Origin of the sequence: Bradyrhizobium sp. U87765 SZCCT0048 (assembly GCF_018131225.1) — a bacterium.
In the GTDB taxonomy this organism is placed as follows: domain Bacteria; phylum Pseudomonadota; class Alphaproteobacteria; order Rhizobiales; family Xanthobacteraceae; genus Bradyrhizobium_A.
Map to the genome: position 1 here is coordinate 318,221 of NZ_JAFCMM010000006.1, position 16,208 is coordinate 334,428.

General features: G+C 64.5%; 15 protein-coding genes. 9 read left to right on the plus strand and 6 right to left on the minus strand.

From position 1 onward, the window contains the following. Positions 1-14 precede the first annotated feature (14 nt). From JQ639_RS31590 to JQ639_RS31625, 8 genes are all read left to right on the plus strand, one after another. Positions 15-1,817 (plus strand): flagellar hook-basal body complex protein, encoded by a 1,803-nt coding sequence (locus JQ639_RS31590; protein WP_211963860.1) that lies wholly within the window; start codon positions 15-17, stop codon positions 1,815-1,817. Positions 1,818-1,908: 91 nt separating this feature from the next. Continuing rightward, positions 1,909-3,768, plus strand: coding sequence for a flagellar hook-associated protein FlgK (gene flgK, locus JQ639_RS31595; protein ID WP_211963861.1), 1,860 nt, complete (start codon positions 1,909-1,911; stop codon positions 3,766-3,768). A 7-nt stretch (positions 3,769-3,775) separates the two neighbouring features. Beyond that, positions 3,776-5,269: a flagellin N-terminal helical domain-containing protein gene (locus tag JQ639_RS31600; RefSeq protein ID WP_211963862.1), complete on the plus strand. Its 1,494-nt coding sequence runs from the start codon at positions 3,776-3,778 to the stop codon at positions 5,267-5,269. A 300-nt stretch (positions 5,270-5,569) separates the two neighbouring features. Next, positions 5,570-7,141 (plus strand): flagellin N-terminal helical domain-containing protein, encoded by a 1,572-nt coding sequence (locus tag JQ639_RS31605; protein WP_211963863.1) that lies wholly within the window; start codon positions 5,570-5,572, stop codon positions 7,139-7,141. A gap of 209 nt (positions 7,142-7,350) precedes the next feature. Then, positions 7,351-8,901 (plus strand): flagellin N-terminal helical domain-containing protein, encoded by a 1,551-nt coding sequence (locus JQ639_RS31610; protein WP_211963864.1) that lies wholly within the window; start codon positions 7,351-7,353, stop codon positions 8,899-8,901. Between the two features lie 200 nt (positions 8,902-9,101). Then, complete coding sequence (gene flbT / locus JQ639_RS31615; protein ID WP_211963866.1) at positions 9,102-9,479, plus strand: flagellar biosynthesis repressor FlbT; 378 nt, start codon at positions 9,102-9,104, stop codon at positions 9,477-9,479. Between the two features lie 3 nt (positions 9,480-9,482). Beyond that, positions 9,483-9,851, plus strand: a complete 369-nt coding sequence (gene flaF / locus JQ639_RS31620) for a flagellar biosynthesis regulator FlaF (RefSeq protein ID WP_211963868.1) — start codon at positions 9,483-9,485, stop codon at positions 9,849-9,851. A 52-nt stretch (positions 9,852-9,903) separates the two neighbouring features. After that, entirely contained in the window at positions 9,904-10,260 is a 357-nt protein-coding gene (locus JQ639_RS31625) for a hypothetical protein (RefSeq protein WP_211963870.1), read from the plus strand. 28 nt (positions 10,261-10,288) lie between these two features. On the opposite strand, the gene JQ639_RS31630 is transcribed toward JQ639_RS31625, so the two are convergent. From JQ639_RS31630 to JQ639_RS31650, 5 genes are all read right to left on the minus strand, one after another. Further along, complete coding sequence (locus JQ639_RS31630; RefSeq protein ID WP_211963871.1) at positions 10,289-10,654, minus strand: hypothetical protein; 366 nt, start codon at positions 10,652-10,654, stop codon at positions 10,289-10,291. A 386-nt stretch (positions 10,655-11,040) separates the two neighbouring features. Next, positions 11,041-12,888 carry a tetratricopeptide repeat protein gene (locus JQ639_RS31635; protein ID WP_211963872.1) on the minus strand — a complete coding sequence of 616 codons (1,848 nt, stop codon included), beginning with the start codon at positions 12,886-12,888 and terminating at the stop codon, positions 11,041-11,043. A 115-nt stretch (positions 12,889-13,003) separates the two neighbouring features. Further along, positions 13,004-13,498 carry a hypothetical protein gene (locus JQ639_RS31640; RefSeq protein WP_211963875.1) on the minus strand — a complete coding sequence of 165 codons (495 nt, stop codon included), beginning with the start codon at positions 13,496-13,498 and terminating at the stop codon, positions 13,004-13,006. 4 nt (positions 13,499-13,502) lie between these two features. Then, complete coding sequence (gene flgJ / locus JQ639_RS31645) at positions 13,503-13,832, minus strand: flagellar assembly peptidoglycan hydrolase FlgJ (RefSeq protein WP_211963876.1); 330 nt, start codon at positions 13,830-13,832, stop codon at positions 13,503-13,505. Continuing rightward, positions 13,832-14,944 carry a flagellar basal body P-ring protein FlgI gene (locus JQ639_RS31650; protein ID WP_211963877.1) on the minus strand — a complete coding sequence of 371 codons (1,113 nt, stop codon included), beginning with the start codon at positions 14,942-14,944 and terminating at the stop codon, positions 13,832-13,834. Before JQ639_RS31650 ends, flgJ begins: the two co-directional genes overlap by 1 nt. A gap of 336 nt (positions 14,945-15,280) precedes the next feature. Here JQ639_RS31650 and JQ639_RS31655 point away from each other — a divergent pair, with 336 nt between their 5' ends. Then, complete coding sequence (locus JQ639_RS31655; RefSeq protein WP_211963878.1) at positions 15,281-15,697, plus strand: flagellar assembly protein FliX; 417 nt, start codon at positions 15,281-15,283, stop codon at positions 15,695-15,697. 19 nt (positions 15,698-15,716) lie between these two features. On the opposite strand, the gene JQ639_RS31660 is transcribed toward JQ639_RS31655, so the two are convergent. Next, a complete protein-coding gene (locus JQ639_RS31660) occupies positions 15,717-16,091 on the minus strand; it encodes a winged helix-turn-helix transcriptional regulator (protein ID WP_211963879.1) in 375 nt (124 codons plus the stop codon). Between the last annotated feature and the right edge of the window lie 117 nt (positions 16,092-16,208).

Sequence of the window (16,208 nt, forward strand, 5' to 3'; positions counted from 1 at the left end):
GTTGGAGACGATGTATGGGTATCTTCGGCGCTCTCACCACCTCCGTCGCGGGCTTGCGCGCCCAGTCCTATGCCCTGGAGAACATCTCCGGCAACATCGCCAACTCCCAGACCACTGGCTTCAAGCGGATCGACACCAGCTTCATGGATCTGGTGCCCGGCACCGGCACCAACAACCAGCTCGCCGGCAGCGTGACCACGCAATCGCGCGAGACCAACACCGTGCGCGGCGACGTGCAGAGCGCGGCCGTCTCCACCTACATGGCGATCAACGGCGACGGCTTCTTCGTGGTGCAGAAGCCTGCGAGCTTCACCGACAATCAGCCGGTGTTCTCCGGTGTCGACATGTACACCCGTCGCGGCGACTTCACGCTCGACAAGAACGGCTATCTCGTCAACGGCGCCGGCTACTATGTCGAGGGCGTGCCGATCGATCCGACGACCGGCAACCAGACCGGTAGCGTGCCGCAGGTGCTGAAGTTCGCCAACGACTTCCTGCCGGCGGTCGCGACCTCGACCGTCAACTACCGCGCCAACCTCGCGAGCTATCCGCTCACCACCAAGCACGACACGTCGGTTCCGGGGTCGGAGCTGCTGCGGCCGGCAGACTTCGCCGCCGGCAACCCGCGCATCGTCGGCACCCCGGCGACGCCGTTCGTCGACGCCACCACCACGGGCGGCGCGAAGAACAACAAGGCGGCGACGCCAGTGCCGATCACCGCCGCCACGACGCTGTCGGGCGCGGCGAACACCGACTCGATCGGCACCAATTTCGGCGCCGGCGACACCATCACCGTCAACGGCACGGTCATCACCTTCGTGGCATCGGGCGCCACCGGCAACCAGCTCAACGTGACCGACAGTGTCGGCACGCTGCTCGCCAAGATCGACTCGATTACCGGCACCACCGCGCCGTCCACGATCAGCGGCGGCGCCATCACGCTGCACAGCGGCACGGCGTCCGACCTCACCGTTACCAGTTCCAACGCCACGGCGTTCGCGGCCCTCGGCTTCGGCACCACCGCGACCGCGCTGCGCACCGGCGGCGGCACCGCCGGCACCGGCAAGGTGCTGGCCACCGACCAGCAGGCTTTCATCAACGAGTCGATCAGCGGCGGCGCCGTCACCGCCTACGACGTCTCCGGCTCGCCGGTCAGCCTGCAGATGCGCTGGGCCAAGGTCGACAGCGCCTCGCTCGGCACCGGTCACACCGATACCTGGAACCTGTTCTATCAGGTCAATCCCAATGCCACCGGCACCGACGTCGCCTGGCAGAACGTCAACACCGACTTCCAGTTCTCGCCCAACGGCCAGATGAGCCCGTCGGTCGCCGGCATCACGCTGAACAATCCGACCGTCGGCGGCGTGCCGCTCGGCAAGATCGCGCTGAACTTCGGCTCCGGCGGCGTCACCCAGTTCGCCGACGCCAACGGCAACGTCAAGGTCAATCAGATCCAGCAGGACGGCTTCCCGGCCGGCTCGCTGCAGACGGTGTCGATCGGCGACAACGGCCGCGTCATCGGCAACTATTCCAACGGCCGCAACATCGACCTGGCGCAGATTTCGGTGGCGACCTTCAACGGCACCAACTTCCTCAAGCGCATCGACGGCGGCGCCTTCCAGGCCACCGACCAGTCGGGCCAGGCGCTGTTCGGCAGCGGCGGCACCATCCAGGGATCGTCGCTGGAGAGCTCCAACACCGACATCGCCGACGAGTTCACCAAGCTGATCGTCACCCAGCAGGCCTATTCGGCCAACACCAAGGTCATCACCACCTCGAACACGATGGTGCAGGACCTGCTGAACGTCCTGCGCTGATGGACCGCCGCCCGGCTGCCGGGCGCGATGAGAACCGACGCGCGGGAGCGGATGCTCCGCTCCCGTCCGCAACCAGTGTGAGCCGATAGTCATGAGTCTCGGTCAAGCCCTCTCGATCGCCATGTCGGGCCTGCGCGTCAATCAGCAGGCGCTGTCCCTCGTCTCGTCCAACGTCGCCAACGCCGACACGCCGGGCTACACCCGCAAGACGATCAACCAGGTCCAGACCGTTTCCGGATCGATCGGCGCCAATGTCAACGTCACCGGCGTCAACCGCGAGCTCGACAGCTACCTGCAGCAACAGATCCGCACCGAGCAGTCCGGCGCATCCTACGCCGACCTGCGCGCCCAGATGCTGAGCAGCCTGCAGTCGATCTACGGCACGCCGGGCAACACCGGCACGCTGGAGAATGCCTTCAACCAGCTCACCACCGCGGTGCAGGGGCTGTCGACGTCGTCGGATTCGCAGTCGGCGCGGGTCGGCGTCGTCAACGCCGCCCAGACGCTGGCGCAGCAGCTCAACAGCATGTCGGCAGGCATCCAGTCGCTGCGCGACCAGGCCGAGTCGGGCCTCAACACGGCGGTCAATACCGCCAACACGGCGCTGCAGCAGATCGCGAAGATCAACAGCCAGCTCCAGGCCAGCACCAGCAACGACGCATCGGCCGCCGCGCTCATGGACCAGCGCGATCAGTACATCAACCAGCTGTCGCAGCTGATGGACATCCGCGTCATCAATTCCGGCAACAGCCAGGTGCAGGTCTTCACCCAGTCGGGCGTGCAGCTCGTCGGCGCGCAGGCGGCGACGCTGTCGTTCAACCAGCAGGGCACGGTGACGCCGAACACCCAGTACAGCAGCGATCCGTCGAAGAGCACGCTCGGCACGCTGACCATCAATTTCCCGAGCGGCGGCTCGCTCGACATGATCCAGAACAATTCGATCAGGTCGGGGACGATCGCCGGCTACCTCGACATGCGCGACAACACGCTGGTGCAGGCGCAGACCCAGCTGGACCAGTTCGCCGCCAGCATGTCGAGCATGCTGTCCGACAAGACCACCGCCGGCACGGCCGTGTCTGCCGGCAGCGCCAACGGCTTCAATCTCGACCTGTCGGGTTTGCAGAACGGCAACACCATCAATCTCACCTACACCGATGCCAACAACGTCCAGCGCAAGCTGTCGCTGGTGCGCGTCAACGATCCGTCGGTGCTGCCGCTCGGCAACAACGTCACCCCGGATCCGTCCGACCAGGTCATCGGGATCGACTTCTCCGGCGGCATGAGTTCGGTGGCGAGCCAGCTCAATGCGATCCTGGGCGGCGCGCACCTGCAGTTCAGCGCTTCCGGCACGACGCTGCAGGCGATGGACGATAGCACTGGCCTGGCCAAGATCAACGCGGCGTCGGTGACCGCGACGATGTCCTCGGCTTCGAACGGCGGCGCCCAGCTGCCGCTGTTCACCGACGGCAGCGGTCTCTATACCGGCGCGATCACCGCGTCCGGCAACCAGTCGGTCGGTCTCGCCTCGCGTCTCCGTGTCAACACCGAGCTCGTCGGCGATCCCTCCAAGCTGGTGAAGTACAGCGCGACGACCGCGTCCGGCGACACCACGCGGCCCGATTTCATCTACCAGCAGCTCACCAAGGGCACGACGCTGTATCCGTCGTCGACCGGCTTCGGCACGTCGACCTCGCCCTACAAGGCGTCGCTGCTGAGCTTCTCGCAGCAGATCGCGAGCTCGCAGGGCCAGGCCGCGGCCAATGCCCAGCAGGTCTCCGACGGCCAGGACGTGGTGCTGAGCACGCTGCAGCAGAAGTTCAACGGCCAGTCCGGCGTCAACATCGACGACGAGATGGCGCACCTGATGTCGTTGCAGAACGCCTACTCGGCGAACGCGCGGGTGATGTCCACGATCAAGGGAATGTTCGATTCCCTGCTCCAGGTGATGTGAGGGTGTGATGACAGTCAGCGGCGTAGGGTATCGGACGTCTCATCTCACCAGCCAGATCCTCAATCTGCAGAGCCAGCTCGACGACCTGCAGACCCAGCTCTCCACCGGCAAGAAGTCGACCTCCTATGCCGGCATGGGCGTCAACCGCGGCTTCGCCGTCGGCCTGCGCGCGCAGGTCTCCAACATCGACAGCTATGCCGACACCATCACCAACGTCACCACGCGCATCAACGTGGCGAATGCGGCGCTGACGCGCATCGCCTCGATCGGCACCGAGGTGCGCGGCGCGGCGACGACCTCGACCATCCAGCTCAACAACAACGGCCAGACCACCAGCCAGACCACGGCGCAGAACTCGATGGCCGAGATGCTGCAGCTGCTCAACGTGCAGTCCGGCGACCGCTACCTGTTCTCGGGCCGTGCGACCAACACCCCGGCGACCGCCTCGATGAGCGACATCCTCAACGGCGTCGGCTCGCAGGCCGGCCTCAAGCAGCTGATCTCCGAGCGCAAGCAGGCCGATGTCGGCAGCGGCACCGGCCGGCTCACCCTCGCGGCGCCGTCGCCGACGTCGATCTCGCTGACCGAGGATGCGGGGCCGTTCGGGCTGAAGCTCAGTTCGGTGGCGGCGAGCAACGCCGCGGTCAGCGTTACCGCACCGACGGGCTCGCCGGCGAGCGAGTCGCTCGACCTCGGCGCCACCAATCCCAGCAACGGCGACAGCTTCACGTTCGCCTTCAAGCTGCCGGACGGCAGCTCCGAGAACATCCAGCTCACGGCGACGACGACCGCGCCGCCCCAGGCCGGCCAGTTCCTGATCGGGGCTGATTCGACCGCGACCGCCGCCAACGTCAAGAGCGCGCTCGGCACCGCGGTCGGCGCGCTGGCCAATGGCGCGCTGGTCGCTGCTTCGGCGCTGAAGGCGTCCAGCGAGTTCTTCAACGGCGCGCCGCCGCCGCGCGTCTCCGGGCCGCCGTTCGCCTCGGCGACGGCGCAGGTGCCTGGCACCGCGGCCAACACGCTGTCGTGGTACACCGGCGAGACCGGAACGGATTCGGCCCGCGGCACGTCGTCGGCGCGCATCGACGATTCCATTTCGGTGCAGTACGGCATGCGCGCCAACGAGCAGGCGATCACCTGGCAGTTGCAGAACATCGCCGCTTTCGCCGCGGTGACGACCTCGACCACCGATCCCAACGCCAATGCCCAGGTCACGGCGCTCAACCAGCGCATCGCCCAGAACCTGTCGTCGCAGACCGGTCAGCAGACCATCCAGGACATCCAGGCGGATCTCGCCGGGGCGCAGACGGCGATGAAGTCGGCCTCCGACCGCCAGACCCAGACCAAGTCGACGGCGCAGACCATGCTCGACTCGATCGAGGGCATTTCGGCCAACGAGGTCGCGACCAAGATCCTGGCGCTGCAGACCTCGCTCAGCGCCTCGTACCAGACGACGGCGATGCTGTATCAGACGAGCCTGCTGAAATACCTGCCGGCCTGATCGCGGCCTGCGACGTCATCCTGAGCGCTGCCGATGCGCCGCGTGGCTTTCGCCGCGCGGCGCTGTCGCGTGGGCCGCGCGCCGTCGTTTACGATTGCTTAAGCCGCCCGTCGCGCATGGCGCGGGATTTCGGCACAAAGTCGCGGCAAAACCTTCAGCCTTTTTTCATCACAGTCGCCGAAGATACCCGAGACAGCGGTCTTGCCGGGTCCATTCATCCTTTTTTTAAGGATTAGGCCCGAGGGTCCAGTCTGCCGGCCACGAAGGCCGGTCGTTGCGTAACACCAGAAAGGTATTGTTATGTCCGGTATCACTCTCTCCGCATCGGTTCGCCAGAACCTGCTCTCGCTCCAGTCGACCGCCGACCTGCTGTCGACCACCCAGAACCGCCTTGCCACCGGCAAGAAGGTCAACAGCGCCCTCGACAACCCGACCAACTTCTTCACCGCGTCCTCGCTCGACGCCCGCTCCAGCGACATCAACAACCTGCTCGACGGCATCGGCAACGGCGTGCAGATCCTGCAGGCTGCCAACACCGGCATCACCTCGCTGCAGAAGCTGGTCGACAGCGCCAAGTCGGTTGCCAACCAGGCCCTGCAGACCCAGGTCGGCTATTCGCAGAAGTCGACGGTGTCTGCGACGATCGCTGGTGCGACCGCTGCCAACCTGCTCGGCACCGGCACTGACACCACCGTGACCGGCACCGCGATCAACAACGACAACACCGGTACGGCCGCGGCCATCACCGGCGCGACTAAGCTCGCGGGCACGGCCGGCGCCTCGTCGGACAACCTTGCCAGCAACATCGCCGTCACCGATACGATCACTGTCAATGGCAAGACGATCGCGTTCTACAATTCCGCCGCGAGCGGTTCGGCTGGTTCGGCTGCCAACACCACCTATCTCGACCTGGCCACGGCGACGGTTGGCAACGTGCTCAGCACGATCGACTCGATCACGGGCGGCTCCGGCTCGGCTGTGTCTGGTGGCAAGCTCACCGTTCACACCGGCACTGCGGCTCCGCTGGCCCTCGGCGGTAGTGGTCTCGCCAAGCTCGGCCTGACGGCCGCCACGACGCCCCTGACGACGCCGCTCTCCGGCAAGACTCTGCAGATCGCCTCCACGGGCGGCGGCACTGCCACCAACATCACGTTTGGCACTGGCAATGGCCAGGTCTCGACACTGAACCAGCTCAACACCGCGCTGGCCAGCAACAACCTGCAGGCCTCGCTCGACTCGTCGGGCAACCTGTCGATCACCACCACCAACGATGCTGCGTCGTCGACGATCGGTGCGATTACTGCCACGGGTACGCCGTTCGCCAGCCTCACCGCGGCTGCCCCGGTGGCGGATCCGACCGCGCAGGCCACCCGCGCCAGCCTGGTCAACCAGTACAACAACATCGTCAACCAGATCACCACCACTGCGTCGGACGCGTCGTTCAACGGCGTCAACCTGCTCAATGGTGACACTCTGAAGCTGGTGTTCAACGAAACCGGCAAGTCGACCCTGAGCATCTCGGGCGTCAACTTCAACCCGACCGGCCTCGGCCTGTCGACGCTGACCGCCAACACCGACTTCATCGACAACCAGTCGACCAACAAGGTGCTGACGTCGCTCAACAACGCCTCGACCACGCTGCGGTCGCAGGCCTCCGCCTTCGGTTCGAACCTCTCGATCGTGCAGATCCGTCAGGACTTCTCCAAGAGCCTGATCAACGTGCTGCAGACCGGTTCGTCGAACCTGACGCTGGCCGACACCAACGAGGAAGCGGCCAACAGCCAGGCGCTGTCGACCCGCCAGTCGATCGCGGTGTCCGCGCTGTCGCTCGCCAACCAGTCGCAGCAGGGCGTTCTCCAGCTCCTGCGCTGATCGCACGCTGCGATTTCGAAACTGACCGGGAACGGGGTCCTTCGGGGCCCCGTTCTTTTTTTGGCGCTGGTGCGCCTGATCGGGGAGGGCTGGCCGTATCAGAAGGTTGTTAACCATGCCGGTTAAGCGGACGTTAACCACATTTTAAAAGCTTCTGTTCATAACTGCCTTCAGCGAAGACCGGCCTAGTTCAGGAAGGCAGAAGTCCAATGTCCGATATCGTCCTCACCGCGGCAGTCCGCCAGAATCTCCTGTCCCTGCAGTCGACCGCCGACTTGCTGGCCAGCACCCAGAACCGCCTGTCGACCGGCAAGAAGGTCAACAGCGCGCTGGACAATCCGACCAACTACTTCACAGCGTCCTCGCTCGACGCCCGCGCCAGCGACATCAACAACCTGCTCGACGGCATCAGCAACGGCGTGCAGATCCTGCAGGCCGCCAACACCGGCATCACCTCACTGCAGAAGCTGATCGACAGCGCCAAGTCGGTCGCCAACCAGGCGTTGCAGACCGCGGTCGGCTACTCGCCGAAGTCGTCGGTGACCTCGGCGGCGATCAACGGCGCGACCGCGACCAACCTGCTCGGCCAGGGGACGCTGAACACCGCCGTGACCGGCTCCGCGATTCCCGGCGCCGCCGCCGGCACCACCAAGCTGAGCGCGCTGACCACCGCGATTACGACAGGCGACAGCCTCACCATCAACGGCAAGACGATCTCGTTTTCGTCCACGACCGGCAACACGTCGGGCCCGGCGGGGGCAAACCTCGACCTGAGCACGGCTACGGTCGCCGACTTGCTGGCCGCCGTCGACGCCATCACAACCAGTGGCACGGCATCGACGCTGGCCGCCGGAGCGCTCACGCTGAACACCGGCGCGGCGTCCGACCTGACCATCGGCGGCAACGCCAGCACCCTGGGCAAGCTCGGTCTCGTCGCCGGAACCACCCAGCGCACCTCGACGCTCGCCGGCCAGCAACTGACCATTCAGCCGACCGGTGGCGGCACCACCACCAATATCACCTTCGGCACCGGCGCGGGGCAGATCTCGACGCTGAACCAGCTCAATGCGGCGCTCGCGGCCAACAACCTGCAGGCCTCGATCGATTCGACCGGCAAGATCGGCATCACCACCACCAGCGACGCGGCGTCGTCGACCATCGGCGCGATCAGCGGGAGCGCCGCCACCGGCGCTCAGCCGTTCACCGGCCTCGTGGCACCCGCCGCCGTCGCCGATCCGACCGTGCAGGGCACGCGCGCGCAGCTGATCGCGCAGTACAACAACATCATCAACCAGATCACCACCACGTCGGCGGATGCGTCCTACAACGGCGTCAACCTGCTCGGTGGCGACACCCTCAAGCTGGTGTTCAACGAGACCGGCAAGTCGACGCTGAGCATTGCCGGCGTCAACTTCACCCCGACGGGCCTCGGACTGTCGGCGTTGACCCAGGGCACCGACTTCATCGACAACAACGCCACCAACAAGGTGCTGACGGCGCTCAACAACGCCGGCAGCACGCTGCGCACCCAGGCGGCCGCGCTCGGTTCGAACCTGTCGATCGTGCAGATCCGCCAGGACTTCTCCAAGAACCTGATCAACGTGCTGCAGACCGGTTCGACCAACCTGACCATTGCGGACACCAACGCGGAAGCGGCCAACAGCCAGGCGCTGTCGACGCGGCAGTCGATCGCGGTGTCGGCGCTGTCGCTGGCCAACCAGTCGCAGCAGAGCGTGCTGCAGCTGCTGCGCAGCGGCTAGTTTCGTCGCGCGATGCGATTGCGAAACGGCGAGGCTCGGCCTCGCCGTTTTCGTTTGATGGGGCGGCGCGGCAGTGCTGCCGTTTTTTGCATCAAGCCTTTATTTTGATGCAGTTCTACACTCGGATCGCGGAGCCGTCGGAGCGGCGATTCGAGGGATATGGCGCGGCGTGCAGCCGGTGCGCTGAGAGGTGAACAGCAATGGCGCTGAAAGTGGAATTGAAGCCGTTCGAGCGGATCATCATCGGTGAAAGCGTCATTACTAATTCGGAGACGCGGACGACATTCCTGATCGAGGGCGAGGCGCCAATTCTTCGCGAGAAGGACATCCTCACCGCAGAGACGGCGAACACGCCGGTGAAGCGCCTCTATCTCTGCGTGCAGATGATGTATCTGGAAAAGAACATTCCGAAGTATCAGGATCTCTACATGAGCTTCGTGAAAGATCTTCTTGAAGCGGTGCCGAGCTACAGGCCGGTCATCGAAAACGCGAGTAATTTAATCTTAAGCGGTTCTCTTTACAGTTCGCTAAAGGAAATCCGCAAGCTTATCAGGCGGGAAGAGGAGTTGCTGAGGTGACGCATGTCTAGCTATGGCGCTCAAGCTTATGCACGTGTTGCCAATACCACTGCGTCTCCCCGCGACATCGAAGCCCAGGCTCTGCTCAAGGCCGCCAACAAGCTGCAGGCCGCGGTCGCGTCCGCCGATCCCACCGATGCCAGCGTGATGGACGCGCTGATCTTCAACCGCAAGCTCTGGTCGATCTTTCTCAGCGAGGCGCTGCGCGACGAGAATCCGCAGCCGCTCGACGTGCGCCAGAAGATCGCCAATATCGGCGTGTTCGTGATGACCCACTCGGCCGCGCTGCAGGTCGCGCCGCAGCTCGATCAGTTCCAGTCGCTCATCGACATCAATCGCAATATCGCCGCGGGCCTCAGCGGCCGCGCCTGAATGTGCCGCGCCGTGGTCCAGGAGGGGCCGCGAGCGCGCAGGAATACGTGCCATGGCCGACGTTCTCAGCATCCTCCGCAGCAGCTACGCCAACGTGCAGACGCCGTCGCGCGGCAAGTACGTCAACGTCGACGCGACGTTGTACGAAGGCTCCTGGAAGGGCAAATACTCGACCGGCGAGCAGTTCTCGTTCCACATCTCGGATGTGCAGGGCTATCGCGCCAAGGTGAAGTACCAGGCCGGCGCCGAGGTGAAGTACCAGGACGTCCTGATCAAGGACAACGGCTTCCGGGTCGGCGACACCAAGTTTATGCTGACACGCGCCGGCCACGCCCAGATCAAGTCGGTGGTCACCAACGCCGCCACCGGCGCGTCGGTGCTCAACACCGCCTACGCCGACAAGACCTGAAGTATTCCTCGCATCTCCTTTGCACGGCTTACGCCGTCTGATCGAGCCTCACCCGCGTATGGGTGCGCTTGGCCTCGTCCTCGGCGCGCAGATAGGCGCGGGCGCGCAGCCGTGCTTCCTCCGGATACTGACGCACCACGAGGCTCGTGCGGTTGTCGACCACGCGGTAGACGATCTCGCCGGCGGCACGGTCGATCATCACCTGGCTCGAGAGATGGCTGGTGTCCGGCTGCTGGGTGTTGTTGCGCGCGGCATTGGCGCCATCGGCAGCCGTCGTGCTCTTCGGCGGCGGCAGGTCGGTCGGCACGGCCTGCTTCGCCGCGTCCGGTTGCGGCTTGACGACTGGCGATGCGACCGGCGCCCCGACCGGCTTGATGCTGAAATCTGTGACCATGGCAGCCTCCTGGCTTCCCCGGTATCAAATCCCAACCCGTCCCGATGACAACCATACGAAGGCCGTCTCAACAGGACGTTAGAAAACAGCATCAATGCCGCGTGCAGATGCGCGCGGCATTTCGATTCAAATTGAAATGGATGCTGTCGTCTGCCCTCGAGCGCGGTCTCGAGACTTCAACCTAACGGTACTCTGTAAATTTATCATGCCTGCGAACGAACAAAATCTTTCTCAAATTGATGCGAACATGGTCATGCCCTTTTGACGATCGGCCGCGATCGCGTCGCTCGATACGTGCCGACATCGACGACATTGCATGCCCGCGCGTGGTCGAATGGGTGGGGGATCGATTGCCGTGCTCGAGCGCGGCAGAACTCGCCGCCCATTCAGCTTGCGGGAGCAGTGCAGATTAGCATCTGCAGCTCGCTCCGTACGTGATCGAGAACATCTCCATAGTCGCGTGTCGCGCCCTGCCGGAACAGGCGTACTGTCGGATACCAGGGGCTGTCATCTCGATCGAGCAGCCAGCGCCAGTCTGGAACGGCCGGCAACAATATCCAGGTGGGGCGCCCTATGGCTGCGGCAAGATGGGCGACGCTGGTGTCGACGGCGATCACCAGGTCGAGACAACCGGCCAATGCTGCGGTGTCGCTGAAATCGCGGAGATGCTCGGTCAGGTCGACAATATCGCTTCGATCGCGCAGGGCCTCCCGGTCGTCAGCACGCAAGTCTTTCTGCAGGCTGACGAAGGTCGCGCCATCGACGGTGATGCGCGAGAGCGCGCGGAGCGGGATTGACCGCTGATGATCGTTTCTATGCTGGGAATTGCCCGACCATACCAAGCCGATCCGCAACCGTTCGCGAGGGCCGATTCGATTTTCAAAAAACTGCCTGCGGGCATCGCTGGGGAGGGGCAGGTATGAGGCGGACGCCGGAATAGTGTCGAGAGTGGTCCCGAAGGCCAGAGGCAGACTCATGATAGGGCAATGGAGATCGAAGTCAGGTAGTCCCCCTTTGAGGTTCGGGATGCACTGCCAGACGCCGGGCAACTCGGCGAGCAGTGGAAATAACGGCTCCTGCGGCAGAAGAATGACGCGAGCGCCCAAGGCTGCCAGCATGGGCACGTAGCGAACGAACTGGATTGTATCTCCTAGTCCTTCATCTGCGCAAACCAGAACAGTTTTGCCTGCGATGTTCCGGTCTCCGCGCCACATCGGTTGTGAAAACCTGGGATACCGCGCCGTTGCTGGAATAGATGGAAGCTTCCAGCGTGCTTCTCGTCCTGCGTAACCGGCTGCCAGATTGCCATGCAGCAGCTGGATCAATGCTGTGCTCCAGTCGGCTTCCGCGTTGTCTGGATCAATTTCCTTGACCAGACGATATGCGTTGAGTGCTTCATCGAAGCGCTGAAGCTCGGTCAGTGCTGAAGCTTTGTTGAGGATGGAGCTCACGAAATTCGGTCGCACGGCGAGTGCGTAGTTGAATTGGTCGAGAGCCTCTTCGCAGCGCGCAAGCTGCAGCAACGTCATGCCGACATTATTGGCTATATCGGCGTTCGTCGGGTCCAGTGCCTGAGCGCGCCTCGAGGCGCCCAGAGCTTCCTCGAACTGGTTGAGACTGTGCAGCGCGCTGGCTAGCGACTGCAGGGTCGGCGCGTGATCGGGTTGCAATTCATTACACAAGTTCAATTTGACCAGGGCTTCTTCAAAACGCTCCAACCTGAGCAAAAGCAATGCGTAATTGTGTGCTGCATACCAATACTGTGGGTTCAGTTTGAGTGCCTGCTCGAAGCTTTGTATCGCCTGATCTGGCCTTTGCAGTCGTACGAGAAGGTCGGCTAATCGCGTCCATAACTCGGGAACGTCCGGTTGTTGCCGCGTTGCATTGACAAGGGCCTTCAGCGCCTCCTCATGGAGCCCCTGCTGTTCGAGAGCGATGCCGAGGGTCAGGAGATACTCTGACTTGGGATCTTGCCGATTAGCACTGCCGATCCACTCGATGGCAGCATCGTACTGTTTGGCCTGCAGGGCTATAAGGCCCATGAGCTGCAGGGAGCCCGCATGTCCAGCGTCTCGCTCAAGAATCTGCTTGCAGCAGATTTGAGCATGGCCGTACCGGCTTTCTTTCACGTGTTGAAGAGCGGTTTCGTAGAGCGTGGCCAAGGCGCCTACGCTGGCTCCGCTCGAAGTCATCTTGGATTTTCGGGCGGCTGCTCGGCGTTCATGACGGTTCATTGGCGAACTCCATGGCGCGCTGCGGCTGCCGGCAGTTGGGGCCGAATTTTATCTGAAATTTATCGTGCGACCGCTGCGTCGCCTGCAGTCTGCGATTTTAAACGGGCACGGTCTGCTACAGCGTGCGGCTGACCGAGAGCGGCGCGGCGTGGCGCGGGTGTGGCGCGGTGCGCACGCCGGCGGCGGTGTAGGTCTGGGGCATCGACTTCTTCTGCATTTCGCCGTTGACGCCGCGGATGATGCCTTCGGACACCGCGTGCGCGGTGGCGAGTACGGTGAGATTGACCTGCAGCATGGCGCGGAAGGTGTCGTGGTGGCGGTGCAGGGCCTGCAGCAGGTCGGGCGCGGACTTGACGAAGAAATCCTGCGCGCCCTTGAGGTGGCCGAGCGTCGCGAGATAATGCCGCGACATCTCGTTCTTCTGCATCTCCAGCGCCATCGCCTCGCGGATCTTGCCGGCGCGGACCAGTGTCGTTTCCTTCTCGATCAGGTCGAGCAGGCTGGTCATCGCCGCCATCAGTCCGTCGGACAGCTTGCGGGCATCGGCGAGGGTGGCGATGGTCGGCGCGGCTGTCGAGGCTGCGGGCGCGGCGGGTGAGGGCTGGCGCATGGGGTCAGGCTCCGGTGGCGCCGCTGGTGGCGGCCTGCTTCAAGATGAGTGAGCGGTAGACGTCGTTCGACAGGCCGATGCCGCCGGCCTTGACGAACGAGCGCGCGTACTGGTCGGTGAGCATCGAGCGCCAGGCGCCGGTGCCGACGGTGTCGCCGAACGGGCCTTCGCCTTTGACGCTCGACGTCATCTGCGAAAACATCGTGTTGAGGAACACCGACTCGAAGTCCTGCGAGGTCTTCTTCGCCTTGGCCTGGGCCTGCGGCGACACCTTCTTCAGCGCCTCGGCGAAGGCGCTGTCGGCGGCGGGATTGTTGCGCGCGATGCCGGTCATCACATCACCTCGATATCGGCCTGGATGGCGCCGGCCGCCTTGATGGCCTGCAGGATGCTGATGAGGTCGCGCGGGCCGATGCCGAGGCCGTTGAGGCCGTCGACGAGCTGCTGCAGCGACACGCCGTCCTTTACCAGCGCGAGCTTCTTGCCGTCTTCCTGGACGCCGACGCGGGTGTTGGGCGTCACTACGGTGCGGCCGCGCGACAGCGGATTGGGCTGGCTGACCTGCGGGCTCTCGGAGATCGTCACGGTGAGGTTGCCCTGCGCCACGGCGACGGTGGCGACGCGCACGTCGCGGCCCATCACGATGATGCCGGAGCGCTCGTCGATGACGATCTTGGCCGGCAGGTCGGGGTCGACCTGGAGCTGCTCGATCTCGGTCAGCAGAGCCACGACATTGCCCTTGAACTCGGAAGGGATCGACAGCTCGACGGTCGAAGGATCGATCGGCTGGGCGGTCTTGGTGCCGAGGAAGTCGTTGACCGCGGCGGCGATGCGCTTGGCGGTGGTGAAATCGGCGTTGCGCAGCGCCAGGCGCACGTTCGGCATGCGATTGAGCGCGAACTCGATCTCGCGCTCGATGATGGCGCCGTTGGCGATGCGGCCGACGGTCGGCACGCCACGGGTGATGCTGGCGGCGGCGCCTTCGGCCTGGAAGCCGCCGATGGCGAGCGAGCCCTGGCCGACGGCATAGACGTTGCCGTCGGCGCCGAGCAGCGGGGTGACGAGCAGGGTGCCGCCCTGCAGGCTCTTGGCGTCGCCGAGCGCGGAGACGGTGACGTCGATGCGGGTGCCTTGGGTCGCGAACGGCGGCAGGTTGGCGGTCACCATCACGGCGGCGACGTTGCCGGTGCGGATGGTCTGGCCGCGGATGTTGACGCCCATACGTTCCAGCATCGCTTGCAGCGACTGCTTGGTGAAGGGGATGTTGTTCAGCGTGTCGCCGGTGCCGTTGAGGCCGACCACGAGGCCGTAGCCGATGAGCTGGTTCTGGCGCACGCCCTCGATGTTCGCGAGATCCTTGATCCGCGACGTCGCGCCGGCCGGCCCTGCACTGATGAGCAGCCACGCGAGAATCATCGCGCCGGCCACCCGGAAACCCCGTGTCATCCTCTGCTCCCCGCTGAGGTCGTCCTGGACCCGGGCGCCACTCCCATGACGTCCGGCCCACATCCAATGGGAGCGAAAACCGTGCCACCGGCGCTGATCTTCTAAGGCATTGATCTGGTTTTGAAAAAGTATGGCGCGACCGGCCAGCCGGGCGCTGCAGCCGCGGCGAACTTGCCGTCACCGGCAGTTTTTGCCGGGCGGTTTACGTTTCGTTAACCATAAAAGGCGACGGTTGCCGGCAGGATCCCCTTAAGGTCGGGATGCGACACTGCTGTCGAGATTCCGTTCGCGACCGACCAGGGCGCTGCGTGGTGCAGCAAGCGGCGAGACAGCACGATGCGAATCTACGGACCCAGCGCGACCACCTTCGGCACCCCGGCGTCGAACACCCGGCGCACCAGCGCGGGCGGCTTTTCGCTGCCGGAATCCTCCGAATCCACCGAGACGCGGTCTGCCAGCGCGCCCAAGGCGGTCGGCGGCATCGACGCGCTGCTGGCGTTGCAGGGGGTGGAAGACCCGACCGAGCGCCGCCGTCGTTCGGTGAAGCGCGGCCGCGCGGCGCTGGACGTGCTCGACGACCTGAAGATGTCGCTGCTCTCGGGCACCTTCGACACCCACACTGTGCAGCGCCTGCGCACGGCGGCGGCCGACCTCAAGGACAGTTCCGGCGATCCCGGCCTCGATGCGGTGCTGGCTGAAATCGAGTTGCGGGTCGAGGTCGAGCTTGCCAAGGCGGGGCAGGTCGCCGTCTGAGGCGGGCAGCCCAATCCTTTCAGGGGGACACGCTCTTGAGCTGCGAATCGTAGCGCCGCTGGGCAGCCTGGACGTCCTTGAGATTGTTCTCAGCCCAATGGCGCAGCGGGTCGACCGCGTCCGCCAGCGTCGCGCCGAGCGGGGTCACCGAATACTCCACCGTCACTGGAACCGTGGCGATGGCGCGGCGGCGCACCAGGCCATCGCGCTCCAGGCTCTTGAGCGTCTGCGACAGCATCTTCTGCGAGATGCCGCCGACCGCCCGCCGCAGTTCGTTGAACCGCCGCGGCCCTTCGATCAGCAGCCCGAGCAGCAGCACCGCCCATTTGTCGCCGACCCGATCCAGGATCTGGCGGGTCGGGCATTCGGCGGCGTAGACATTTCCGGCCTTCATCGGGTTACCCCTGTGTAATCTGGTGCCAACAAAGTGCGTTCTTTTCCAGCAACGCTCCATTGGCTATCTGGTCACTATCAGAAACCGATTTCCGGGCCAACACCGGAATCGGTGGCT